This window comes from Elizabethkingia argenteiflava (genome assembly GCF_009904105.1).
GTDB lineage: Bacteria > Bacteroidota > Bacteroidia > Flavobacteriales > Weeksellaceae > Elizabethkingia > Elizabethkingia argenteiflava.
Window position 1 is genome coordinate 1 of the sequence record NZ_JAAABJ010000509.1, and the last position, 25,135, is coordinate 25,135.

16 protein-coding genes are annotated in these 25,135 nt (G+C 37.2%); 6 read left to right on the forward strand and 10 right to left on the reverse strand.

Going from position 1 to position 25,135, the window contains the following annotated elements:
- The first annotated feature begins 715 nt into the window (after nt 1-715).
- Nucleotides 716-2,344 (forward strand): L-glutamate gamma-semialdehyde dehydrogenase, encoded by a 1,629-nt coding sequence (gene pruA, locus GNY06_RS06975; protein WP_166519399.1) that lies wholly within the window; start codon nt 716-718, stop codon nt 2,342-2,344.
- 47 nt (nt 2,345-2,391) lie between these two features.
- On the opposite strand, the gene GNY06_RS06980 is transcribed toward pruA, so the two are convergent.
- The gene (locus tag GNY06_RS06980) at nt 2,392-2,859 is read right to left on the reverse strand and encodes an Lrp/AsnC family transcriptional regulator (protein WP_166519400.1); all 468 of its coding nucleotides are present in this window, start codon (nt 2,857-2,859) and stop codon (nt 2,392-2,394) included.
- Between the two features lie 380 nt (nt 2,860-3,239).
- On the opposite strand from GNY06_RS06980, the gene metE reads away from it, so the two are divergent.
- From metE to GNY06_RS07000, 4 genes are all read left to right on the forward strand, one after another.
- Nucleotides 3,240-5,558 (forward strand): 5-methyltetrahydropteroyltriglutamate--homocysteine S-methyltransferase, encoded by a 2,319-nt coding sequence (gene metE / locus GNY06_RS06985; protein WP_166519401.1) that lies wholly within the window; start codon nt 3,240-3,242, stop codon nt 5,556-5,558.
- A gap of 69 nt (nt 5,559-5,627) precedes the next feature.
- A complete protein-coding gene (locus tag GNY06_RS06990; RefSeq protein ID WP_166519402.1) occupies nt 5,628-6,803 on the forward strand; it encodes a thioredoxin family protein in 1,176 nt (391 codons plus the stop codon).
- A gap of 93 nt (nt 6,804-6,896) precedes the next feature.
- The gene (locus GNY06_RS06995) at nt 6,897-7,463 is read left to right on the forward strand and encodes a DUF3575 domain-containing protein (protein WP_166519403.1); all 567 of its coding nucleotides are present in this window, start codon (nt 6,897-6,899) and stop codon (nt 7,461-7,463) included.
- Nucleotides 7,464-7,465: 2 nt separating this feature from the next.
- Complete coding sequence (locus GNY06_RS07000; protein ID WP_166519404.1) at nt 7,466-7,678, forward strand: hypothetical protein; 213 nt, start codon at nt 7,466-7,468, stop codon at nt 7,676-7,678.
- Nucleotides 7,679-7,720: 42 nt separating this feature from the next.
- Here GNY06_RS07000 and GNY06_RS07005 read toward each other — a convergent pair whose 3' ends face one another.
- The 8 genes from GNY06_RS07005 to GNY06_RS07040 all read right to left on the reverse strand — a co-directional run bounded on the left by GNY06_RS07005 (nt 7,721) and on the right by GNY06_RS07040 (nt 22,213).
- Entirely contained in the window at nt 7,721-8,617 is an 897-nt protein-coding gene (locus tag GNY06_RS07005; RefSeq protein ID WP_166519405.1) for a YihY/virulence factor BrkB family protein, read from the reverse strand.
- 5 nt (nt 8,618-8,622) lie between these two features.
- Nucleotides 8,623-10,950, reverse strand: coding sequence for a translocation and assembly module lipoprotein TamL (gene tamL / locus GNY06_RS07010; RefSeq protein ID WP_166519406.1), 2,328 nt, complete (start codon nt 10,948-10,950; stop codon nt 8,623-8,625).
- A gap of 31 nt (nt 10,951-10,981) precedes the next feature.
- Nucleotides 10,982-15,970, reverse strand: a complete 4,989-nt coding sequence (locus GNY06_RS07015) for a translocation/assembly module TamB domain-containing protein (protein ID WP_166519407.1) — start codon at nt 15,968-15,970, stop codon at nt 10,982-10,984.
- 215 nt (nt 15,971-16,185) lie between these two features.
- The gene (locus tag GNY06_RS07020) at nt 16,186-16,935 is read right to left on the reverse strand and encodes a succinate dehydrogenase/fumarate reductase iron-sulfur subunit (RefSeq protein WP_166519408.1); all 750 of its coding nucleotides are present in this window, start codon (nt 16,933-16,935) and stop codon (nt 16,186-16,188) included.
- 19 nt (nt 16,936-16,954) lie between these two features.
- Entirely contained in the window at nt 16,955-18,871 is a 1,917-nt protein-coding gene (locus tag GNY06_RS07025; RefSeq protein ID WP_166519409.1) for a fumarate reductase/succinate dehydrogenase flavoprotein subunit, read from the reverse strand.
- Between the two features lie 6 nt (nt 18,872-18,877).
- Entirely contained in the window at nt 18,878-19,534 is a 657-nt protein-coding gene (locus GNY06_RS07030; protein ID WP_166519410.1) for a succinate dehydrogenase cytochrome b subunit, read from the reverse strand.
- Nucleotides 19,535-19,547: 13 nt separating this feature from the next.
- Nucleotides 19,548-20,978, reverse strand: a complete 1,431-nt coding sequence (locus GNY06_RS07035) for an anion permease (protein WP_166519411.1) — start codon at nt 20,976-20,978, stop codon at nt 19,548-19,550.
- A 53-nt stretch (nt 20,979-21,031) separates the two neighbouring features.
- Nucleotides 21,032-22,213 (reverse strand): porin, encoded by a 1,182-nt coding sequence (locus GNY06_RS07040; protein ID WP_166519412.1) that lies wholly within the window; start codon nt 22,211-22,213, stop codon nt 21,032-21,034.
- A 424-nt stretch (nt 22,214-22,637) separates the two neighbouring features.
- On the opposite strand from GNY06_RS07040, the gene GNY06_RS07045 reads away from it, so the two are divergent.
- Nucleotides 22,638-23,987 (forward strand): DUF3472 domain-containing protein, encoded by a 1,350-nt coding sequence (locus GNY06_RS07045; RefSeq protein WP_166519413.1) that lies wholly within the window; start codon nt 22,638-22,640, stop codon nt 23,985-23,987.
- Nucleotides 23,988-24,146: 159 nt separating this feature from the next.
- Here GNY06_RS07045 and GNY06_RS07050 read toward each other — a convergent pair whose 3' ends face one another.
- Nucleotides 24,147-25,085, reverse strand: a complete 939-nt coding sequence (locus tag GNY06_RS07050) for an alpha/beta fold hydrolase (RefSeq protein WP_166519414.1) — start codon at nt 25,083-25,085, stop codon at nt 24,147-24,149.
- Nucleotides 25,086-25,135: the final 50 nt, after the last annotated feature.

Consider the following 25,135-nt stretch of genomic DNA (forward strand, 5'->3'; position numbering starts at 1 on the left):
CCTTTTCATGGTTTGATAATGATAGAAGGCTTTGCAGGAATTATCAACTCTTACATGAATCCTCCGAAAATATGACCAAATTATCTGCTATAAAATTATTAATCAATAAAATTTAAACAGGATCTTATAAACTTGAGTTCTCGATATAAAATATCATCCCTAAATACTATTTTTCCAAAATTAAAAAGCATCCAATATTCTCCTTCTTTAGAATGACTTTTAATTTTTTTTAAAACCATTTAATTCTCTTTTTAACAACAATAACCGTAATTTACATAAAAGTTTTATAAGAAGTACATTAGTCTTCCCAAATGATGCTCAAAGCCTTTCCTTTGTAGGGAATACAGTGCTCATAAAACCGTCTATTGACATCCTCTTTTTTTACATAGCAAAACCAATCCATAGCCCAAACTTGCATTCAACAGTAAAATATTCACTCTTATGAAGATCATCAGAATAGACAATAAAAGCATCAACCACCTCTCGCTATCTGCATTAGTTTGTGTAATACATTTATTTTATTCTAAATTCACGATTATCCTTCTACTTTTAAGTCGTCATACCTATGTCTACAGATTTATACCTACCATTATTTCTATAAACAATATGGAATGCAAGATGCCAACTTAGTATTTGCAAAGTAAATCATCCTCATTATAGATTTTAGCAAATGGCGTATATGTTGTAGATTTGTGAAAACAAACCTATAAAAACTATGTCAAAAGCAATCTCTCAAGTGCCTTTTGCACAAAATGAACCGATAAAAACTTACGCTCCAGGTTCTGAAGAAGTAACCAAGCTCATCAATACTTATAAAAAAATGTATGCTGAGAAATTGGAAATTCCCATGATTATTGGAGGGAAAAATATCACAACAGGGGAAAAGATCAACATATATCCTCCCCACGATCACCAACACCAGGTAGGCTACTATCACAAAGGGGGGATAAAACATGTGGACGATGCAATCCATACGGCCTTACATGCTAAAAAACAATGGAATGAACTGGGATGGGAACACCGCGCTGCTATTTTCTTAAAAGCCGCAGATCTTATTGCGGGTCCTTACCGAGACAGAATCAATGCTGCTACCATGATTGCTCAGTCGAAGAATGTGCATCAAGCAGAAATTGATTCTGCCTGTGAGTTAATTGACTTTTTACGTTTCAACGTGGAGTTTATGTCGGAACTTTATGCAGAGCAACCTGTTTCTGATGCAGGTATATGGAATAGATCGGAGTACCGAGCTTTAGAAGGTTTCTGTTTTGCAGTAACCCCTTTTAACTTTACAGCAATATCGGCTAATTTACCCGCTTGTATGGCTATGATGGGCAATGTAGTCGTCTGGAAACCTTCTGATAAACAGATTTATTCTGCCCATGTGATTATGGAAGTATTTAAAGAAGCCGGACTTCCGGATGGTGTCATCAACATGATTTTTACCGATGGTCAAGAAACTGCAGAAAGAGTATTGTCACACCCTGATTTTGCAGGATTACATTTTACAGGTTCTACAAATGTATTCCAAGGAATGTGGAAGATGATCGGAGATAATATCCATCGCTACAAATCTTATCCAAGAATCGTAGGAGAAACCGGAGGAAAAGACTTTGTTATCGCCCATCCTTCTGCAGATATCCAGGCTTTGGCCACAGCCTTGGTACGCGGTGCCTATGAATATCAGGGACAAAAATGCTCCGCAGCATCCAGGGCTTATATTCCAAAATCTATCTGGTACGCTGTAAAAGAAGATATGGAAAAACAAATGAAGAGTATTAAGATAGGCTCCCCTGAAGATCCAGCCCACTTTATAAATGCCGTGATCGATAAAAACGCATTTGAAAAATGTAAAACCTATATTGATAGGGCTCAAAAAGCAGAAGATGCAAAAGTGATTATCGGCGGACAATACGACGATCGAAAAGGTTACTTTGTACACCCCACTGTTATTGAAACCACCAATCCTCACTATGAAAGTCTTGAACAGGAAATATTTGGCCCGATTCTAAGTGTTTATGTGTATGAAGATGACCAATGGGAAGAGACGCTACAATTAGTCGACAATACCTCCCCTTACTCACTCACGGGCTCCATATTCTCTCAAGATCGTTATGCGATTAATGAAGCGTATAAAGCCTTAGAAAATGCCGCCGGCAACTTCTATATCAACGACAAACCTACGGGCGCTGTAGTGGGACAACAACCCTTTGGAGGCGGTAGAGCTTCGGGTACAAACGATAAAGCGGGCTCTAAGATGAACTTGCTCCGCTGGATATCGGCAAGGAGTATTAAAGAAACTTTTGTCCCAGCCAAAGATTATAAATATCCCTATTTAGGATTGTAACATACAGCCCCGGAATCCGGGGCTTTTTTCCCTCCCTATGTAGCTAATCAATGTGATACATGGACACCGTAAGTATTTTTCATCTCTGCCATCACAAAAGTACTATGGGTACTTCCTATACTGGGCAAAGAGCCCAATCGATTAAAGACAAAATCCTGATAATGCTTCATGTCTCGGGCATAAACCTTAAGCAGAAAATCGTAATCGCCAGAGACATTATAGCACTCTACTACTTCATCAATACTAAGGATATCTTCCACAAATTTATGACCTATATTACGATCGTGTTGCTTTAGCCGCACATTGCAGAAGACAATAAAGCCTTGATTGAGCTTCTCTGCATCCAATAAGGCGATATACTTTTTTATATATCCTTCTTTTTCCAGACGCTTAATCCTTTCAAATACAGGGGATGGCGATAAATTCACCTGGGCTGCCAGCTCTTTTATGGTGAGTTTAGAATTGTTATGAAGTATTTTAAGCAACAGCATATCTGTTTCATCCAGTGGTAACATAGAATAATTTTTGGTTAAAGATACAATATTAAAAAAACAACAGAATAATATTCTGAAATATACTATTATATATTTTTTTATACTGAATTAACAAGGTATTAGTGGTGAAATAAATGGTCTAAAGTAATTTTGTAGGAATAAAAACAGTCTACATGAGATAGCCCATCCACAACAAATAAAGAAGCTCTCTTTAGGGAGCCATCAAAAAGGCAATGTTTCAACTGTTTTTATACATCTTATTGATGTATAAAACAAAAATCTAGAAAATAATTTTTATGCATAAAAAATAAGACCTTAACGAAAACCTCTGTATAAAATAAATATAGAAGCAAGCAAGACTTGAAAAATAAAATATAGAATTACAACTAAAATATGATAATATGCAAACACACAATTTGGGCTATCCACGTATCGGAAAAAAACGAGAGTTAAAAAAAGCCTGCGAACAGTATTGGTCTGGTAAAATTATACAAGAAGAATTACTAAATGTGAGCCGGGAAATTATTAATGAAAATTTAAAGCTCCAGCAAGAGGCCGGTATCGAACTGATTCCGGTCAACGATTTTTCTTTTTACGATCACGTACTGGACATGGCGTTAACTTTAGGAGCCATACCTCCTCGCTATCACCAGGTGATACTCAACAAATCCAATAACGAACTGGATCTTTATTTCGCAATGGCAAGAGGATACCAAAAAGAGGGTCTGGATATTACGGCTATGGAAATGACCAAATGGTTTGACACCAATTACCATTATATTGTTCCTGAATTTTATAAAGATCAAAAATTCAAATTATTTTCTAACAAAATATTCAATGAATTCATCGGGGCAAAACAGATTGGTATATCTGCAAAACCCGTATTAATAGGCCCTATTTCCTTTTTATTATTAGGAAAAGAAAAAGAAGAGGGATTCAATAAACTCGACCTTATCGATGACCTACTACCGGTATATTTGGATATATTAAAAACCTTAGCTTCTCACGGCGCCGAATACATACAATTTGATGAGCCTTTTTTAGCTTTAGATCTATCCGATAAGGCTAAAGCGGCATACAGTAAAACTTATGCGCTTATTCGAAAGGAAATTCCGAAACTTAAAATTATTCTCACTACCTATTTTGAGGAAATAGGAGACAACCTTCCCCAAGCTTTATCCCTACCCGTAGATACACTCCATGTAGATCTAGTAAGAAAACCTGAGCAACTGGACCATATTCTGGAGAATATTCCCTCTAATCTTAAGCTCTCCTTAGGAGTAGTCGATGGTAGAAACATTTGGAAAAATGACTTAGAAGAAAGCCTGCACTTTATTCAAAAAGCAATAGAAAAAATAGGCACTGACCGCATTCTAATTGCACCTTCTTGTTCCTTACTTCACGTTCCTTATGATTTAGATTTAGAAACCAAAGAAGAAAGCTTACCTTCAGAGATTAAACAATGGCTGGCTTTTGCAAAACAGAAAATTAAGGAGGTAGCCCTGATAAAAGAACTGGCCTCGGAAAAGCCTTCTGCCTCATGCTTAGAGGATTTTGAAGCTAACAAACGAGCTATCGCAACAAAGAAAACCTCACCTTTAATCCACGATACCCAAGTTCAGCAGCAGATGAATAGTCTTACCCAAATCCCTGTATCTCGTAATGCTGCATTTGCTGAACGTAAAATACTACAACAAGAAATACTTAAATTACCTCTATTTCCTACCACCACTATAGGCTCCTTTCCGCAGACCAAAGAAATAAGAAACTGGAGAGCCCAGTTTAAAAAAGGATTGATCTCGCCTGAGCGCTATACCCAATTATTGAAAGAAGAAACCAAAAATACCATACAACGCCAGGAAGAAATAGGTATAGATGTATTGGTTCATGGGGAATTTGAACGAAATGATATGGTAGAATACTTTGGAGAACAGCTAAAGGGATTTGCTTTTACCGAGAACGGATGGGTACAAAGCTATGGCAGCCGCTGTGTAAAACCCCCCGTCATTTATGGGGACGTTTCACGTCCTAAGCCGCTTACTGTATTTTGGTCCCAGTATGCTCAATCCCTCACCTCTCGATGGGTAAAAGGAATGTTAACGGGACCCGTTACCATTTTACAATGGAGTTTTGTTAGAAACGACCAGGAACGAAAAGATACCGCCAATCAGATCGCTTTGGCGATACGTGAAGAAGTTTTGGATCTTGAAAAAGCAGGTATCAGAATTATTCAAATAGACGAGCCCGCCATTCGAGAAGGTCTTCCTTTAAGAAAAAAAGATGCTGCTAGCTACCTGGAATGGGCAGTATTGGCCTTCCGCATCGCTTCTTCTTCGGTAAGGAATGAAACTCAGATTCATACGCATATGTGCTATTCGGAATTTAACGATATTATTCATCATATTGCCGAAATGGATGCCGATGTCATTACCATAGAATGCTCTCGTTCTCAGATGGAATTATTGGATGCTTTTGCTGATTTCCATTATCCTAATGATATTGGCCCTGGTGTATACGATATCCATGCTCCGAGGATCCCTTCGAAAGAAGAAATGGTAAGACTTTTGGAGAAAGCTGCTCAGGTAATTCCTGCAAATCAGTTGTGGGTAAATCCGGACTGTGGTTTAAAAACCAGGGGATGGTCTGAAACCGAGCAAGCTTTAAACGCTATGGTAAGCGCTGCAAAAGAATTACAACAAAAAGAACTGGCTCAAAAATAATTTTTTAATGATCTAAAGTAGGAATATTGGCTGAGATTGTATTATGTTTGCTTAGATTAAAGATTAAAGATGAAGAAATCAATCCTTCCAATATTTCTATTTCTAGGAATATGGGCTTTTTCCCAAACGGGAATTCAGTTTGAAGAAAGCAACTTTGGGCAACTCCTAGAAAAAGCTAAAAACCAAAATAAACTCCTATTTTTAGATGCCTATGCTAGTTGGTGTGGGCCTTGCAAATTGATGGAAAAAAATATTTTTAGCCTTCCTGAGATAGGAGAATATTACAACCAGCATTTTGTAAATGCAAAAATAGATATGCAGAAAGGGGAAGGAATAGAAATTGCTAAAAAATATGGAGTAAAGGCTTTTCCCTCTTATTTATTTATCAATGGAGACGGAGAAGTCATACACCGTGTAGTCGGCTATACTGAGGCGGAAGAGTTTATACAAACCGCTAAAGATGCTGAAGATCCCAACTGCAATATTAAAGCACTAAAAGAGAAATTTGAAAAAGGAGAGACCAGCCCTCAGTTTCTAAAGAAACTGGCAATACACACCCTTTATCAGGATGCCAACTTTTCAGGGCAAGTGGTACAAAAATATTTTGAAACAAAGCCCAATACAGATTTTACCCAAGAAGATCTCCAGCTACTGCTAACGGGACTACTAACGAGTGAAAATCCCAAGTATAAAATTTTTAAATCGCAAAAAAAACATATTTTAAAATTCTTACCTCCTGCTCAATACGAAGTGCTAGACACCCAGATCAAAATGAATGATATTCTAAAAAAAACTTATAATAAAGAAACAAAAACCCTGGATACTAACTATTTTTTATCTGAAATCGAGAAAATACTAGGAAAGGAGCAAGCAGAAAAAGCCTTACAAAAGGTAAGACTTGATTATTCCTTAAAAAATGGAGATTATCCAACTTACGAAAAGTTAACTTTGGAGCAGTATAAAAATTTTTCACAAAAAAGTGCAAATGAACTCAACAACGTAGCTTGGAATTTTTTCAAAAAAATTGAGAATAAAAAATCTTTACAAACGGCTATATTATGGGCGCAAGAATCCGTCAAAAAAAATGAAACCTTTGCGAATACGGATACTTTAGCACAATTATATTATAAAATCGGCGATAAAAAAAATGCACAATTATGGGCACAAAAGTCAATTGATCTGGCTAAAAAAGCAGACCAGGACTACACGGAAACCCAAAAAATACTGAACGATGAAAAAAAATAAATTTTAATATTGTTAATTTCATAATAAAAATACGCCCTTCTCGTTTTTATATAAAAATATAAATTTTACCCCTTTCTTATCGAAAACTGAATTATGAAAAAAAAATTCTTGCTGTTTACCCTGATGGTAGGCTTAAACGTGATGTATGCTCAGGAATATAAAAAACAAATCAAAGGAAACTTACTCTTCTTCCCTGTCCACATATTTAATATAGGATATGAACAAGTTTTTAATAAACACTGGACTGGCCAAACTGATATTTTAATTTCTCCTTGGAAATCCTTCTACGGCAGGCATATGCTGATGTATATGGGGCATTTAGAAGCCCGTTACTACTTTAGACAGGCTCTGGAGAAATGGTATGTCGGCTCAAATATAGGCGTATCAATATACGATTTACAAAAAATGAGATATTGGAATTCCGATAAATACCAAGAAGGATTTGCTGTTATGCTGGGCTGCAGCATAGGCTACCAAATAAAACTTACTGAAAGATGGAATATCGATCTTTATGCTGGTGGTGGAAATGTCCAAAGCTTCTACCATGGGTGGTATAAAAACAAATACCCCAAACAGCGATATGACTCCGCACGTGCATGGAATAAAAGTGGAGAGTGGATGCCTTTCAGAGGAGGAGCCATGTTATCTTATAAATTTTAGAAATGCCATTGTTTAAAAATCCTAAATACTACATTCTGATCCTACTTACCTTTGTAGTCGTTTTTTTAATGGGCTATATAGGAAATGATGAACCTGATAAATTATCAAGAATTTTAATGAATGCGGTAGCTGGTGCTGTGGGCATGGCTGTAGGCTTGTTGATCTATAAAAAAAGGGAAAATGGCGATCCGGATGACCATTCCCCTCTGGATTGATCATTTTTATTAACATTCAATATAAAATCGTCTAACTTTCCTTCAATTAATGACATCATCACTCCAACTTGCATGTTTGGAGGGTGTCACACTATAACCTTTTTTTAAAATATAAACCCTGATAAATTGAGCTCCAAAAAACATGATCATGCACGAATAATTAATCCACATCATAATGAGCACCACGGTGCCCGCGGCACCAAAGGTAGAGGTGGGTTTAAACTTGTTAAAATAAATACTTAACAATATTTTTCCAAAAGTAAACAACACTGTAGTAAGAAATGCACCGTTGAATACAGGTTTCCACCCTATCTGTATATCGGGTAGCATCTTAAAAATAAGCGAAAATAAAATAAAAACCAATCCGAAACCAAAGATAAAATTGATTGCCTGTACCAAAATATAAGTCCCTAATCCAAAATACTGAGTAATCCAAGCATTGAGCAAACTAACCAGAGATGAGAGCAGCATGGTGATCATAAATAAAAAACCAATAATGAGAATCATCCCCAAGGAATTGATTCTGTCCAGTAAAAACTTAATAAAAGCCTTTTTAGGAGAAGCTTTCACTCTCCACAGGGCATTTAAAGAATGTTGTAATTGAAAAAATAAAGTAGTAGATCCAAAAATTAAAGAAGCTACCCCTACGATTTTCATAAAGATATTTTGTTTATCTATAGAAGCATTGGCAATTATATTTTCTATACTTTTAGCCGCCTCTACCCCCATCATATCACTTACCTGCAAGCTAAGTTCACCTCGTGTGGCTTCTTCTCCAAAAAAATAGCCCACAACCCAAATAATGATCACCAAAAATCCAGGAATTGAAAAAATGGCATAATAGGCCAAACTTGCCGAATCTTTTGACGCAGAAGATTTGTTCCATTCGACACCTGCTTGTTTTAAGGTTTCTATCAAAAATTTTATTTTCCTATACATTTTCTTTAAAATGGATAGCCTATGGCTATATTTAACACTAAATTATCTTTTCTCCAATTAACATTTCCCCAATGATTTTTATTCAAGGTCCATCTCTCTCCTCTTGGATAGTAAGGAACTCTTAAGGGCATTGCCAAATCCAATCTTAAGATTAAAATAGAAAAGTCCAAACGCAACCCCAGCCCAGCCCCTACCGCCATCTCACTTATAAAATCCTTTGAAAACTGCGCCCCCCTCCTTTGCACATCCTCATTGATCAGCCATATATTTCCGGCATCTACAAACGCAGCTAAATTTAAAAATTTATAAAGATTTCGTCGGTATTCTGCACTCCATTCCAATTTAATATCTCCAGACTGATCAAAAAAGAACCCCTGTTGCTCTACACGCGGATCATAGCTCCCGGGTCCTAAAGTCCTGGCTCGAAAAGCTCGGATACTATTAGTACCTCCCACAAAAAATTGCCTAGAAAAAGGAATATTTTCTGAATTACCATAAGGATAAGCTACTCCCACTATGATACGAGAAGCTAAAGAACTTTTCTGAGAAAATTTATGATAAAACCTAAAATCGTTTTCTATTTTAGCATATTGACTGAAGGGAATCCCGAAGATTTCTTGCTGATATCCTTTTTCTGCATGAGCACCTGTTAACAAGCCCACCAAATTCCCAGCCAAATCGACTGTTCCTTGGTAATACACTGTATTAGTGAGCGGAAACATCGTATTGGTATAGGTATACGTATAACTGGATCCAAAAATAAGTTGTTTTTCGACCACCCTTCTCAGATAAACATTTTTTTGAGCCAGCGAATCATATTTGTCCGTAATTTTATAAGGAGACACGAATGTTATGTTAACCAATTTTAAATCGTGCTCTTTTTTTATATTTTCTTTCCACACATAACCAAAAGACGTATTAAAATTATGAAGTGTATAGGAATCGGTACGGCTCTGAAACTCATAGCCAAGGTTAATATTGGTTCTGGGCATAAAGGCACTGGATGAGCGAATATGAAAAGGTGTGAGCATGCGTGGTATAGAGAGCTGAGTATTGATACCTGCACGGATAATATTATTGGCCGCTTTAGCTCCCCCCATTTGTACGTCGAAAGCACCATATAATGAGGTTTTAAATTGCTCAGCACCCCGCAAAAAGTTCCGGTGTATCCATTTTAGATTGAGTTCACTTCCTCCATAGTTTGCCGAATTGGTACGTCCTAATGCTTCCAAACTGAGCGATTGCAGCTCTCTAGGTGTCAATAAATAATAGGCATCAAATTTATGCCGGAGTGAATCGGAAAGCACAAATTCATTTTTTATAAACTTAAACATCCCTAAATTGATAAGGCGGTTTAATGTTAGATTATGATCTGCTCTGTTGTACAAATCTCCAGTTTTAAAATATAAAGTTCTGTCGAAAATCTTAGGCTTAAGCCTATGCTCAGGGTCAATGATATAAACATCACCCTGAGCATAAGCTTTTAAAGAATCCGGATTCATGGGAATTTGATATTTGCCTTTTTTTAATCCCTGAAGATTATAGTCGGGTAAAACAATAACTTTATCTATACTAAATTGCTTTGTGGCCAGCTCTGGAGTATTGTCTTTAAGCTTTACGTTGAGCGCAATACGATGGTCTTTAACCGAAGTACTATCCGCCTGAACGATTATATTATCGGAGTGAAAATAATAAAATCCCCTTTCATTCATAGCATCTCCTATACGTTCGCGTTCGGCTTTAACCATATCTAAATCAAAAGCTTGCCCTTCTTTAAGCAAGCTTTTATCAGCCAGTTTATGCATTTCCTGACCTATAGCCGTAGTATCATCCTGAAATTTAACCTGACTTATAAAATATCTCATCCCTGGCTTTACGTTATAAACGATTTGGGCTTTTTTTTCTTTGGTATGGATTTCATGTGTAAGTTTTGCATGAAAGTAGCCCTTATTTTCAGCCTGATTTTGCATGAGGGATTTATTAAAATTATAATCCACATCTCCCAACAATACGGGTTTTTCTCCTAGCTTATACTTCAACCAGTAACGAAAACCTTTCTCTTTTTTAGGCTCTTTTGTGCTATTATAAAAATATAATTTAGGGCGTAACCCCAATAAAGAAGTATTAGGTTTAGGGCTTAGCTTAGCTTGGAGTATCGACTGAAGTTCTTTTTTTTCTTTTTTAGAGGCTACATCGCTATCTATTTTAACACGAGCCCCAGTATAAAGCACCTCCCCCTCTTTTAAAAAGCGAGTATTACTACATGATAGCATCAAAAAAACTCCTAATAAAACAAATATATATTGAATATTTCTAGCAAAATTATTTGACATAATTAAATACTACTTATAGATTATTCTTATTTTACTTTTGCCTTTTATCTTTGGATTTTTGAAAGATTTCTTTAAACTCATCATAATCCAAAGTAATTACAAATCCTACTCCAGTTTCTATAATCTGTCCCTGAAGCGCCACCTGATACTCATTTTTACGATAAGCGCGTAAGGTATAGCGCCCATCTTTGGAAAGGCTGTAATCCACCGTGATATCTCCGGCAATATGGGTCATATTTTCATTCTTCCGAGCATTTCCCTCCAATCCGAAATTACTCCCTACAGAAACTTTCAACCGATCATTCAACAATTTTTTGTTAATATCTACATTTAAATCAGTTCTGGTATTTTTCTGCCCACTGGAATAATCTTCAGAGGATTCAAGATTGAAATTTAAATTTACACCTTTAATCAGATCAGCGGCAAAACTATTGAGCTGCTGCGAAAGAATTTTACTCACACTTTGTCTGGCCATTGTTCCGGCAGAAACACCAGCACTACTTTGAAAGGGTGTTTCCCCTATAAAACGATTGAGTAATAACAATGCAAAAACCTGTTTATTCATATCGGATGCATCATTCCGAAGCTGAGTAAGTTTGGTATTGATATCAGACATTACTTCTGAAGATACCTTATTATTATTTTTGTCTGTAGTGATATCAAAGGAAATCTCGGGTTTTAAAAGTTCTCCTTTCATTTTAAGTAACGTATTAAAGGGTATCTGCTGTTTATAAGTGTTGACCTGAGAAGCTGATTTTCCACTTAACTGTTGCTCTACAAGATCCAATGGTGAGGCTTCAGTTTTATAAATAGCCGTAATCGCCATGTTACCCATGGTAGGTTCACCTGTCCAGGTAATACGACTCCCTTTCTGAATAGCAAACTGGCGTTTCAACATACTTAGAGAGAGCTCATATGTTCCCTTATTTACCTCATAAACACCTACCAACGTTACCTTACCAGAAGGGGATATCCCACCTGTTAACTCCGCTTCGCCCTGAAGTTTTAGCAGATCTCCACTTCCCTTATCAATAAGGATGGACATGATGGCATCTTTATGAGTTTCGATATTAACATGCACATCCATACCTTTAACACGACCTTGCACCTGCAAAGAATCTTCCTTAACACTTTTATGGAGTTTCTCCTGCTCTGGGTCTACAAATTCTACAATTCCCTCTCTCTCCTGTAAGGAAGATGAGGATTGGGGTAAAACAAAAGTAAAATCAGTACTTTTAGCCACCGCTAACTTTCCGTCTACTACAGGCAAATCCAAATCCCCCCGAATGCGTAATTCGGCATCAATACCCAAAACACCATATATCATAGCGTCTTTGGATTTTTTGGAATTCACCACTTTAAAATCTTTTGCCTTTATATTGAGATTAAAAGCATAATCCCGATAGTCGGAAGTGAGTACTTCGCCTTTTAAAATAAGAGCGTTCCCCTCTTTATCATGAATTTTAAATTGGTCAAAGACTATTCCTCGTTTGGTAAAAATCACCTCATCATTAATATTTCTAAAATCGCTTCCAGTTTTTTCTATGGCTAAACCTGCTTGATTGAATTTTATTTTCCCTAAAATTACAGGCCTATCGGTGGTCCCCTCAATCTTAAGATCTCCAGATATACCACCTTCAGTGTGATGAATAGCCTTTCCAGAGAATGCTTCGAGACTCTTCATCTGTAATTTCTGAATCTCCATGTCCAAGTCAAAAATCCCCGATGAAATGTAATAGTTTCCGGACATTCTTACATTATTTTGGTTTCCGGAAAGCACTATATCAGGCGTTAAAACATTGGATGAAGCTTGGGCTACTTTCATATTTACGTTACCAATAGGATGTCCATATACGTCTAAATCTGTAATTCTAAGATTCGAAGTAAAGGATGGCTTACGGGTTAAGTTCCTCAGCTCTATTACACCATTGATGGAGCCTTTAGCTAGCAGGGAATCCTTTCTGAAAATTTCGGTAAAGGTTTGTATTTTAAAATCTTTTAGTGACATATTTAATGAGTGATCAGCTGCACTTTTATCGGAAGAGAGCAGAAGTTCGCTCCCCGCGTGGGATAATTTAAAGTTACTTGCTAAAATTGCCTTACGACTAATTTCAATTTTATTATGGGGGGTTACCATCCAATTCTTATAATCCAATTTCAGCCCATCAGGATCTACTGAAATACTGGTTACATCCCCTAGGGATGTAATACTTCCAGCTAGTAAATACTGAACCCTATCTTGTTCATCCTGGGTAGTAATATGATAATGAATGATATTATGACCGATATCCCCCGTAAGCTTCACCTTGCGCAAAGCTATGCCAGAGCTTTCTAGAGATGCCAAATCGAGCTGATATTGCAATACACGATTGGGATTGGTAATATTGAGGCTTACACTCTCTATAGTATGCTCACCATACACCAGCCTGGGCACATGAGCTTTAACTTCGATTTGCTGCAGATCTGCACTATAGCTACCATTCAACATTATAGTTTCAAAATGCTTTAAATCGGGTACAAATTTCCTAATCAGCTCATCGTCTTTAATTTGGGCCGTAAACCTAAAATGTTGTCCGGATTCTATTGTGGATACTTTATGAAGAGGTTTTTGAATCTGATAATAATGATTTATCGTTTGCTGTAGCGACTCAAGGATCTGAGTCATCTTATATTGCCCCTCCACCTCAGCGTCCAATATCTGGGAGCGAAGCTTAAGCTGATTATAATTAGAAGTAGAAGTCGCCTCTAAATTAAACCTGTCTATAGACACCTCCCCTCTCCTATCTGCAAGGGAAAAATGCTGAAGCCCCAAATATCCGTTGAGATGCTTAGGATTTAAATTACTAAATGAAGCGTCTATATTTCCCTTAATAGACATAGGAGTTTCATAAAATCCCAGTTTATGCAAATCCAATTTGGCTATGCTCCCTCCAAGTTTTATAGTAGGGTTCTTTTCGTTATAGGTACCCGAAGCCGTTAATTGGAAGTGGGCATTGGGATCTTTTGATTGTAAAACTGTATGGTAATGGGATTTATTAAGCTCTCCTTTTATATTCATGCCCTTGTAGACATAGCCTTTATAAGTAACCGCGCTCATATTACCTTTTACCTCTGCTCTGGCTCTTTTAACATCAAACCCCTCTCCTATTATTGAGATGTCCCCATTAATCGTTCCGACCTCTTTATTGTTAATTATTTTCCCCACTTGTAGATGATCTAAATTAGTCTGGATATGGTAGACTTCATGATTCTTGCGGTGCATATCGATTTGTGCTGTAATATTAGCTTTCCCTAATGTGGAAACCAGCCTGAAATGCGTGTTTAATCTTTTGGTGTTTCCCTGGGCATGACCTTTCAAATTAAAATGCGAAGGCAATGAAATACCTGAAGGTAGGGTTTTAGGAGGCACTAACTTAAGGAGCGTATTCGCTGAGCCAGCAATTTCACCCATATTCAAATCGTAATATAGCTGCTGGGGATTCATTATATTTTTAATCCTGCCCGAAGCTAAAATTTTTAGTTGATCTAAGCCTGAAAGTTTTAAATTCCGAATCACTAAATCGTTAACATGGCCCTTAACCATCGCATTAACATTTAATATCGCCTTGGGATATTGATTAAATGGAGGTTTATTTCTTAAAGTAGGCACCAAATTTAAGAGATCTGCAAATCCAATTTTAGTATGCTGAAAATTAGCTGAAAGATTTATACCTCCCGGATTGGCACTCAACTGCTCAATAGAATTATAGGATATGGCCATTTCATTTTGCAATACTGTTTGAGGGGTTTGTAAATATAAGTTTCTTAAATGGGCTTCCTTGCTCCCATATGCGAAATCGGTTTTTAATTTCTGTATATTAAGGCCACGCTTTTCTTTAATTTCTGCCGATTTTATACAACCTGATATCTCTTGATTTTCTAGTGCGAAATCCTGTAAATCTATATTTAATTTAGAAAAATTGAGATGATTAAAATCCATTCCCTCACGGGCAAAAGGCGCTCCCATATTATGGTAAGCGAGTTTTACATCCTCAAGTACAAATTTTCCTAACAACAATCCCAGAGCTTTTGGCTGTTCAAAAGATTTTGTACTTGTCTTTTGGTTTTTAGGGGCAGCAGCAGGTATGGTCAGGCTCAGTCCCATATCAGCACCCGACAAAAAGACTCTATCTATATCATAAAGGTTCTGCTGCAAGTCGATTTTATTGACTTTGGTATGTAATTCCTTCAATATAATTCTGGCAGCTGTATTGGTATGGTTATCCTTATAATCAATATCAAAATGCGTAAGATTAAGTGTATTAATACCGAGGTTTAAAGGATGTTTTTCGTTAAGAGAATCAACTTTAGGAGCTACTTTTCGCACAATATCTTCTACCACCTCTCGTTTGACTCTGAGCTTTAATCCATCGAGGTTAATATCGTGAACGGCGTAAGTATTTTTATCTAAATCAAAAGTCTTTACCTCGGTATCAAAAGAGTTGAAATACACTTTAAGATTATTGCCCGCTTGTTGATCGTTAAAAGTAAGCGCTATATCTTTTAGTTTTATTTTGTTTAGAGAGATGGAAAAGTTTGGAGCAGATTTTTCTTCTTTTTTGTCTTCTGTAGCAAAAGCTTGAATGATATAATCAAAATTAAATTTCCCATCCGCTTTTTTAAGTACATTAGCCTGCACCGATTCTAGCTCTAACTTATGAACAATAGCTTTAGAATGTATAAGTGCCCACATGTCTAGCCCCACTTCCAATTTTCCTACCGACAAAAGCCTAGCTCCTGTTCTATCTTGCATATCAAGATTTTCCACGATCAAACTATTGGGAAAGCCTACATATACCCTCTGGAGGCTCACTTTTGTTTTTATTTTTTTTTCAAGATAGACAATGGCTTTATCCTTAATAAAATTCTGAACAAGAGGGAGTCTTAAAATAAATATAAGTAAACACAACCCTATCCCTATAGTGATTAAGGTAATGATAATGAGCCTTAAGAATTTTATATTTTTTATTTGAAACTTCAACTCTTCCTAGTTTACTCACAAATATAGGGAAGATATGGAAAGAAAGGCTATTCTTTCTACCTTCCTTTATACGTCTGGTTCATAAATGACGCAATTATGAATATTTTATATTGTATAACAGACATTTATTCAATATAAAATACTGTTTTACACATAAGAAAGGCTGTCTCAAAAATATAGAGAACAGCCTTTCCTCATGTATAACCTTTATTTTTTTAGCTCTTTTTAAAGAATAAAGCCCTAGCATACTCATAGTTCATTCGAGCAATATTAAGAACGGATACTCCCTGCGGACATTCCACTTGGCAAGCTTCGGTATTGGAACAATGACCGAAGTTTTCCCTATCCATTTGTTGTACCATGTGAAGAACCCTTTCTTTTCTCTCTTCTTTACCTTGGGGAAGTAAGGCCATATGCGAAATTTTTGCAGCAGTAAAGAGCGCTGCGCTTCCATTTTTGCAAGTGGCCACACAAGCTCCACAACCTATACACGAAGCCGCGTCAAATGCTTCCTCGGCCTGATTATGGGTTATGGGAAGGGACCTGGCATCGGGAGCCTGACCTGTATTAATGGATATAAAACCTCCCGAAGCGATCACTCTATCTAAAGCTGTACGATCTACTTTTAAGTCTTTCTTTATAGGAAAAGCCTCCGCGCGATAAGGCTCTATCGTCAGGGTATCACCGTCTGTAAATGATCTTAAATGCAACTGACAAGTGGTCGTGTTTTTTAAAGGACCATGGGCTATTCCATTAATCATCATCCCACATTGCCCACAAATTCCCTCTCTACAATCGTGATCAAATTCTACCGGCTCTTTTCCTTCTAAAATGAGTTTTTCATTTAAGATATCGAGCATTTCCAGAAACGACATATCGGGATTAAGTTGATCAAGGGTATAATCTTGTAACTTCCCAGAGGAAGAGCTGTCTTTCTGTCTCCAGATTTTAAGATATAATTGCATAGCGTTTATAAGATTAAGATTATTTGTAACTCCTTAAAATAGGCTGTATTTCTTCAAAGTTTAAGGTTTCTTTTATAAACTCCGGAACTTGGTTTTCGCCTGTCCATTTCCAAACAGATATAAACTGAAAATCAGCATCATTTCGCATAGCTTCACCCTCTGGAGTCTGGTATTCCTCTCGAAAATGAGCGCCACAAGATTCCCGACGCGTCAGAGCGTCGTAACACATTAGAGTTCCTATTTCAAAATAATCGGCAAGCCTGCCTGCTTTTTCTAACTCCGCATTCATTTGTTCTCCGGTTCCAGGAATCCTTACATTTTTATAAAACGAGGCCTTCAGTTTGCTGATTTCTCCAATTGCATATTTCAATCCGCTTTCATTTCTGGCCAACCCACAGTAGTCGTACAATAACTTTCCTAAAGTTTTATGGTAATAATCCACCGTCTTATGTCCTTTTATATCTAAAAGTCTTTGTATTTGAGCCTTCACTGCTGCCTCCGCCTTTTCAAAAGCTAAATGCTGGACTGATATTTTTCCGGTGTGTATTTCTTCAGAAAGATAATTGGCCAGGGTATATGGCGCTATAAAATATCCGTCCACGGAGGCTTGAAGTAACGAATTAGCACCCAATCTATTAGCACCATGGTCTGCAAAATTAGCTTCTCCCAAAGCAAAGAGCCCCTTAAGCGTAGTCATCAACTCATAGTCAACCCACAAGCCACCCATAGAAAAATGGGCAGAAGGCGAAATCATCATCGGTTCCTTATAAGCATTATATCCCGTTATTTTAAGATACATGTCGAATAAGTTACCGTATTTTTCTTTTATTTTCTGCTGCCCCTGTTCCCCTATAGCTTTAGAAAAATCAAGATATACTGCATTTTTCAATGGACCTATACCAAATCCCGCATCAATTCTTTCCTTTGCAGCTCTAGACGATATATCCCTGGGCGCTAAATTTCCAAATGCAGGATATTTGCGCTCCAAATAGTAATCTCTTTCTTCTTCTGGTATATCGTTGGGCTTACGTATATCGCCTTTTTTCAGGGGAACCCATATACGCCCATCATTCCTTAGCGATTCCGACATAAGCGTGAGTTTCGACTGATAATCACCAGACTGCGGTAAAGAGGTCGGATGAATTTGAATCCAGCTGGGAGAGGCCATCATAGCACCTTTTTTATGAGCCCTCCAGATAGCCGATCCATTACAGCCCATTGCCAATGTAGAGAGGTAATAAATCTTCCCATAACCTCCGGTAGCCAACACCACTGCATGAGCGGCATGACGTTCAATAGCTCCGGTATCCAAATTACGAACGATAATCCCTCGCGCTTTCCCCTCTATTACTACCAGATCTAGCATTTCGTGTCGCGAAAACAGACTTACAGTCTTCTTACCTACCTGGCGCATTAAAGCCTGGTAAGCTCCTAGTAATAATTGCTGTCCTGTTTGTCCTCGGGAATAAAAAGTCCTGCTTACCTGCACACCACCAAAGGAACGATTGTCCAAGTATCCCCCATATTCACGGCCAAAAGGCACCCCTTGAGCCACCGCCTGATCTATGAGACTAAGAGAACATTCTGCCAATCGGTATACATTGGCTTCCCTCGCTCTAAAATCACCCCCTTTCAGTGTATCTACAAACATACGATAGACACTGTCTCCATCATTTTTATAATTTTTAGCTGCATTTACACCTCCTTGTGCTGCTACAGAGTGGGCACGGCGAGGGCTATCCTGAAAACAAAATGCTTTTACATTGTAGCCCATTTCTCCCAGAGAAGCCGCTATTGAGCTCCCTGCTAAACCTGTACCCACTACAATAACATCTAATTTCTTTCTATTGGCAGGATTTACCAATTTGGCCGTTTTTTTATAGTTATTCCATTTTTCTTGTAAGGGGCCTTCTGGAATTTTAGAATTTAAAATCATTCCTTTTTAATTAAGCTTGTAAAATAAGTATATAGGCATTAAAGCAAAGCCAGAACTGATGATGATGGAGTAAGAAATCCCGGCTACTTTAAACCATTTTACATATTTAGGATGAAACAACCCCAATGTTCTTACGGCACTATGTACACCATGAATAAGATGGTAACATAAGATCACCATAGAGAATACATAGATCACTACATACCACCACTCTTTAAAAACGGTAACCACTAATAGATAAAGATCTTTATTTCCGGATTTATCCAAGGGAAGGCTACCGAACTTATACACATACCAGAAATTCTGGAAATGTATCACTAAAAATATTAGAATAAATGCTCCCAATGCTCCCATATTTCGGGAATACCATTTACTTGATCTATCTCTTCCATCTGTCTGGTATTTTCCTCCGGCTTTTCTATTTTTAAGTGTAATTACCAAACCATCTATCGCATGTAAAAGAATACTGATGTACAACACCAATGAAACCATTTTTATTACAATATTTCCAGACAAAAAATGCGAGTAAGCATTAAACTGTAAATGTCCCTGCTCCTGAGGAAGGAATAGTTGTAGATTTCCCAGGAAATGAATGAGTAGAAAAAAACTTAGAAAGAGCCCTGTAAGGCACATCAGAATTTTTCTTGAAAGCGTTGTTAACATGATTATATATTGATTAATAATATCCCAATATTTTCATCCATACTACCCCTATTACCATATAGATAAAGAGTAAAACTATCCCAATCTGAAAACCGCGAACCCACCAAGATTTAAGGTCCACATAACCACTGCCGAAATATACAGGTGCGGGACCATGTCCATAATGGGTAAGTACTCCATAAATAGAACCTATAAAACCGAGCATCATTGCCAACAACATAGGCGGTATTCCCAGAGAAAGCCCTACTCCCAGTAAAGCAGCATACATCGCAGCAACATGTGCCGTAGCGCTCGCAAAGATGTAGTGGCTAAAGAAATACACCAAGATTATAACAGGAAATGCCAACTGCCAGCTTAATCCTCCTATATTAGCTTTGATCAGATCACTAAACCATCCGATAAACCCTAATTCATTAAGCGAGCCTGCCATCATCACCAATACAGCAAACCAAATAACAGTGTCCCAGGCTCCTTTCTCAGACTTTACATCTTCCCAGGTGAGTACAGAAGTCAATAAAAGTAAGGTTAAACCTATAAAAGCCGTAGTAGTAGCATCTATAGAAAGTACGCCCCCAAAGATCCATAACACCAACAAAATAAAGAAAGCCAATAGCATCATCCATTCATGGCGGGATATTGCGCCCATTTCCTTCAATTTCTGAGCTGCCATTTTTGGAGCATCACTTGTTTTTTTAAGCTCAGGTGGATAGAGTTTATATAAAACAAAAGGTACCGCTAGAAAAGCCACTAATCCGGGTACAAATCCGGCTACTGCCCACGACATCCATGTAATATTAATCCCCATATCCGCAGCAAACTTCTGACACATAGGATTACTGGCTGTACCTGTTAAAAACATTGACGAAGCAATAAGGTTCATGTAGTAACTATTAAGTGTAAGATAAGATGCTAATTTTCTATGCGTTTCGGGCTTTTCCGGAACGGATCCAAAACTAATGGCCATAGATTTCATAATCGGATAGATAATTCCACCCCCTCTAGCCGTATTACTAGGGATAGCAGGAGCCAAGCAAATATCTGCTAATCCCAAACCATAAGCCAATCCCAACGAACTCTTCCCAAAAACCTTTATAAATAGAAAGGCAATCCGATTACCGAGTCCCGTTTTGATAAAGCCTCGGGCAATAAAAAAAGAAATTCCAATAAGCCAAATTACCTTATCTCCAAAGCCACTTAACGATTTTGTAATTGATTTACTCACATCTCCGGGTGCCAAAACTTGCGTAGCCGCTGTAAAACCTATCGCCATCATACACATTGTACCCATAGGGGCAGCTTTTAATATTATCCCTAAGATCGTAGCCGCGAAAATAGCAAACAAATGCCAAGCTTCGGCCGCTACCCCTTGTGGTGCTGGAATAAACCAAATGACCAAGGCTACTGTAAAGGTGATGAAGACGCTTCGAATATTAATCTCTTTCATTATTTTTTTTATATTTATTACTGATTTAAATTATACGCTTCTATTAAAATAAATTAGAAACTGCTCTGTACTTGTACAATAAACAAATTATTATTATACTGAGTGGTATTCTCTAATTGTTTCTTATAGCGATCCAGTTGCATTCCGAACTGAATTCTACCCCCATAATTTTTTAAAAACTCCAACCCAAACATAGGCGTTATGGTATATCGAGGATTCGAGTTTAGTCGAAAATTGGTATCCAAATACTCGTAACGACATGAAAGCTCTAATGCACTTAAATTATGATAATGGATATTATATCGGAGGTGGGGTAAAAAATAAATTCCGCGTATCAAATAATCATCGAGATTATTTGTTCTTAATGACTCTGCTAAAGAGTAGTATAATACATGATTGGTCGCCTGCTTGGCTTCTAATTGCATATCTACACTCCAGCGTGGATTTAATTGGACTTCTCCACTAATATCAGCACCTAACGCGTATATTTTTCTACTGAAAACCTCCCCGACACCGGCATTTAATCCTAAATTCAGATGATATTTGGGGGCGAGCCCCAATAATAAGCGGGTAGAATAATGTTTCCCACTCTCGTTATCACTCAACTGGTTTTTTCCATTTCCATTGACGAGAGAAACCGCATATTGAAAAGGCAGTTTTCCAAGCTGAAGTTTTCCACCTACCGAAGCGCCTATTTGAAAACTGGTCCACCCCAATTTACCAAATTCGGTATACTGATTAGACCAATCCAAAGATTTAATCACATCAACGGGATAGGTTTCCTCTATACCAAACCACGGACGAAACTGCCCTACTGTAACCGCTATTTTCGGATTAAACGTATACTTAAGAAATGCGTTTTCCAATACTTTCCCTTTAGGATCATTTTTAAAATCCGCAAAGTTAGCTAAGGCTACCACTTCGGTCCGTTTGCTAATTTGTGTTCTCATTTGCACCCGCATATACTTAATCATAAAATTATTGCTTGCGCCAGTATGATCACTATGGTGCATACCATTTACATCCACATCCTGACGGGTCTGCACCATATAGCGGGCTTGAAAAAGTCCTTTAATTTGAAATTGAGGATATTTCACCTCTTCCCTTTTCGAATGTACTATAGACAGAGAGTCTTTTGCTGGAATAACAATAGAATCCGTAGAATGTCCCTGGACAAAACCTCCTCCACATAGTAAGGAAATGAAAATCATCTTTCGATATCTTTCTTTTACCATATTATCCTTTTTAATATTACTTGAAAAAATAGTTTATTAATCTCATTGTATAATTTTCTTATTTGCTATCCGCTTTTGGCTTAATACATTAATAAATATTAATTTTTAAACTTATTTACAACACTTTAAAAAAAGAAACACTGTATAAAATTTTTATACAATTTACTGAAAATATAACGGTTAATCTATCCATATATCTTCTAAATTATAAGAAAAAGGTATAAATATTAGCCCCTTACCCAAATCCTTAAATAATACTTTACCATTATATATAAACTTTATTTAAAGTATATTTCCTACATGAATTAAAACTTGCAAAATAACTACTTATTATTTATATTCTACTATACTCACCCCTTTATGTGGCTTTTTTATTCTATTTATACGTAAATTAGTATCCCATAACTCAAAACACAAATAGATTATGAAATCAAATGTATTAAGCGCTTTACTTTTGGGAGGTATAGCTTTTTTGGCTTTGCATTCCTGTAGAGAAAGCAATATAACGTCAAACACGACATCCTCGCCATCAGCACAACAAACTGCAGGACCAGCCAATACTTTATCTTATGTACCCCTCGCTGGAAATTCATTTATAACCCGAAGAAACTCCAGTTCTAATGCATTCATCACCGATACCCAATTAGAAAACTGGAGCAGCACCGGCACCGTGATTAGTACTTATTTCAGGGTAAGCAATTCTGGCAGTTTAAACATAGGTTTACGTGCCGCCGTACCCAATGGGAGTAGTGTGATAAAAGTAAGTGTGGGAAATGTCTCACAAAGCATCCGATTATCGGGTTCTAATTATAAAAATTATACAGTAAAAAGCTTTAATATTTCCTCACCGGGATATGTACAAGTCGATCTGCAAGGACTCTCCAAAACAGATCGCTTTTTTGCGAATGTATCCGATATTAGCTTTAGCGGCACAGCAGCTACGGGAAAGAATATTTTCAGCGATACTGCATCTTATTACTATTGGTCGCGCCGCGGACCTTCCTGTCACTTATACTATACTATACCAACAAATGATAATATTAGCTACTATTATAATGAAGTGAAAGTACCTATAGGTCAAGATAATATAGGCTCTTACTTTATGGTTAATGGTTTTGGTGAAGGTTATTTTGGCATGCAGGTGAATTCTGCTAGTGAGAGAAAAATTATATTCTCTGTATGGAGTCCTTTTTCTACCAACGATCCAAAAAAAATACCGCCAGGTCAACAAATAAAACTCAATAGAGCGGGAAGCAATGTTGTAACAGGAGTATTTGGTAATGAAGGAGCAGGGGGTCAAAGCTATTATCCCTATAACTGGATCGCCGGAGAGACTTACAAATTTTTACTCAAAGGAGAACCCGAAGGAAACGGAAACACGAACTACACAGCTTGGTTTCTTCCTCCTAACACTCCACAATGGAAGCTCATCGCTAGTTGGAAAAGGCCAAAAACCAATACCTATTTGACAAGATTTCATAGTTTTCTGGAAAATTTTAACGCCGAAAATGGCTACTTAGGAAGAAAAGTAGAGTATAAAAACCAATGGGTGAGAACCACTTCGGGGCAATGGATCCCTATTGCATCTGCCTATTTCACGGTTGACAACACTTATAATGATCAACAGCGAATCGATGCTATTGGAGGTATAACGGGCAACAGCTTTTTCTTGCAAAACGGTGGATTCTTTAATACGATTGTACCCCCGAACACAAGTTTTTCAATAGTACCCCCTAGCAAAGCCCCCAATATTAATCTTTCAACTTTGCCTTAATAAAAATTGAATCAGATTTATAAGCTTGTCTACGATTGTAATGAATCGCAGGCATTTTTATTTCTCAGATAAAAATAAACCCCATCTCTATTTAATTTTTTATTAAAAATATTTTTACCCCAAATAGCAGCGACTTAGTATATGTGGATTTATGGTTAATTAAATATATTGAAATACCCAATTTCTAATCTCATGATATACTTCTTCTTTAATCGATTCGTTTAATATTTCATGTCGCATCCCTGAATACAACTTCATCTGAACATCTTGAAAACCTTCTTGCTTTAGATCGGATAAGCTTTCCCTAATACCACTTCCAAAATGCCCAATAGGGTCCTGCTCTCCACTCACAAAAAAAAGAGAAAAAGCTTTAGGAATCTTTTGAGCCCAATCGATTTTGGTAGCCCTAATATGTAAAGCAATTAAAGTATAAAAAGCATTATGCGTAAAATCTATTCCACATAAACGGTCTTGTAGGAAAGCCTGCCGATTGGAACGGTCAACACTTAGCCAATTCGTTCCTCGTTCATTAGGCTCATGTTTAAAATACTTATTATTTTGCCAACTAAAAAATTTATTTATGCAGCGACTACGATACCTCGGCAGTATTCTGTTTAAAAGCGAAAATAAAAACAGGCCTACTTTTGCCCCCTTAACCCTTCTACCCGTTCCGACCATAATTCCTCCTTTAAATCGGTGAGAGGCCTGCTGCAAAAGGCAACGCATGATAAAAGACCCCATGGAATGCCCTAAGACGAAATGGGGAACATTGGGATATAGCCGCTCCAATTCTCCGCCCATCGCTTCTGCATCATCAATAAGCTTCTGCTCAGCTTTTGTTTTTTTAAAGAAACCCAAATCGCTCTGTTTTTTTGCCGTCCTGCCATGTCCTCTATGATCATAGGTAATTACCGCCAATCCCTCATCTACCATATACTTTGCGAATTCCGTATACCGACCACTGTGCTCCTGCATGCCATGCAAGATAAGAAGTGTTGCCACCACCTCACTATGCTGGGGCGTAAATAAGGTATAAAAAAGTCCGATATTGTTCTCTGCATCAATCGCATTCTCTGGAAAGTATTTTGAAATTTGCATTGATATTTTAAGCTTATATTATTAAATAATAACCTTATTTTTTCTGTTGC

Bases quoted from the DNA above. Each gene is read 5' to 3' on its own strand.
- pruA (WP_166519399.1), top strand. From the start codon at position 716: ATGTCAAAAGCAATCTCTCAAGTGCCTTTTGCACAAAATGAACCGATA.
- GNY06_RS06980 (WP_166519400.1), bottom strand. From the start codon at position 2,859: ATGTTACCACTGGATGAAACAGATATGCTGTTGCTTAAAATACTTCAT.
- metE (WP_166519401.1), top strand. From the start codon at position 3,240: ATGCAAACACACAATTTGGGCTATCCACGTATCGGAAAAAAACGAGAG.
- GNY06_RS06990 (WP_166519402.1), top strand. From the start codon at position 5,628: ATGAAGAAATCAATCCTTCCAATATTTCTATTTCTAGGAATATGGGCT.
- GNY06_RS06995 (WP_166519403.1), top strand. From the start codon at position 6,897: ATGAAAAAAAAATTCTTGCTGTTTACCCTGATGGTAGGCTTAAACGTG.
- GNY06_RS07000 (WP_166519404.1), top strand. From the start codon at position 7,466: ATGCCATTGTTTAAAAATCCTAAATACTACATTCTGATCCTACTTACC.
- GNY06_RS07005 (WP_166519405.1), bottom strand. From the start codon at position 8,617: ATGTATAGGAAAATAAAATTTTTGATAGAAACCTTAAAACAAGCAGGT.
- tamL (WP_166519406.1), bottom strand. From the start codon at position 10,950: ATGTCAAATAATTTTGCTAGAAATATTCAATATATATTTGTTTTATTA.
- GNY06_RS07020 (WP_166519408.1), bottom strand. From the start codon at position 16,935: ATGCAATTATATCTTAAAATCTGGAGACAGAAAGACAGCTCTTCCTCT.
- GNY06_RS07025 (WP_166519409.1), bottom strand. From the start codon at position 18,871: ATGATTTTAAATTCTAAAATTCCAGAAGGCCCCTTACAAGAAAAATGG.
- GNY06_RS07030 (WP_166519410.1), bottom strand. From the start codon at position 19,534: ATGTTAACAACGCTTTCAAGAAAAATTCTGATGTGCCTTACAGGGCTC.
- GNY06_RS07035 (WP_166519411.1), bottom strand. From the start codon at position 20,978: ATGAAAGAGATTAATATTCGAAGCGTCTTCATCACCTTTACAGTAGCC.
- GNY06_RS07040 (WP_166519412.1), bottom strand. From the start codon at position 22,213: ATGGTAAAAGAAAGATATCGAAAGATGATTTTCATTTCCTTACTATGT.
- GNY06_RS07045 (WP_166519413.1), top strand. From the start codon at position 22,638: ATGAAATCAAATGTATTAAGCGCTTTACTTTTGGGAGGTATAGCTTTT.
- GNY06_RS07050 (WP_166519414.1), bottom strand. From the start codon at position 25,085: ATGCAAATTTCAAAATACTTTCCAGAGAATGCGATTGATGCAGAGAAC.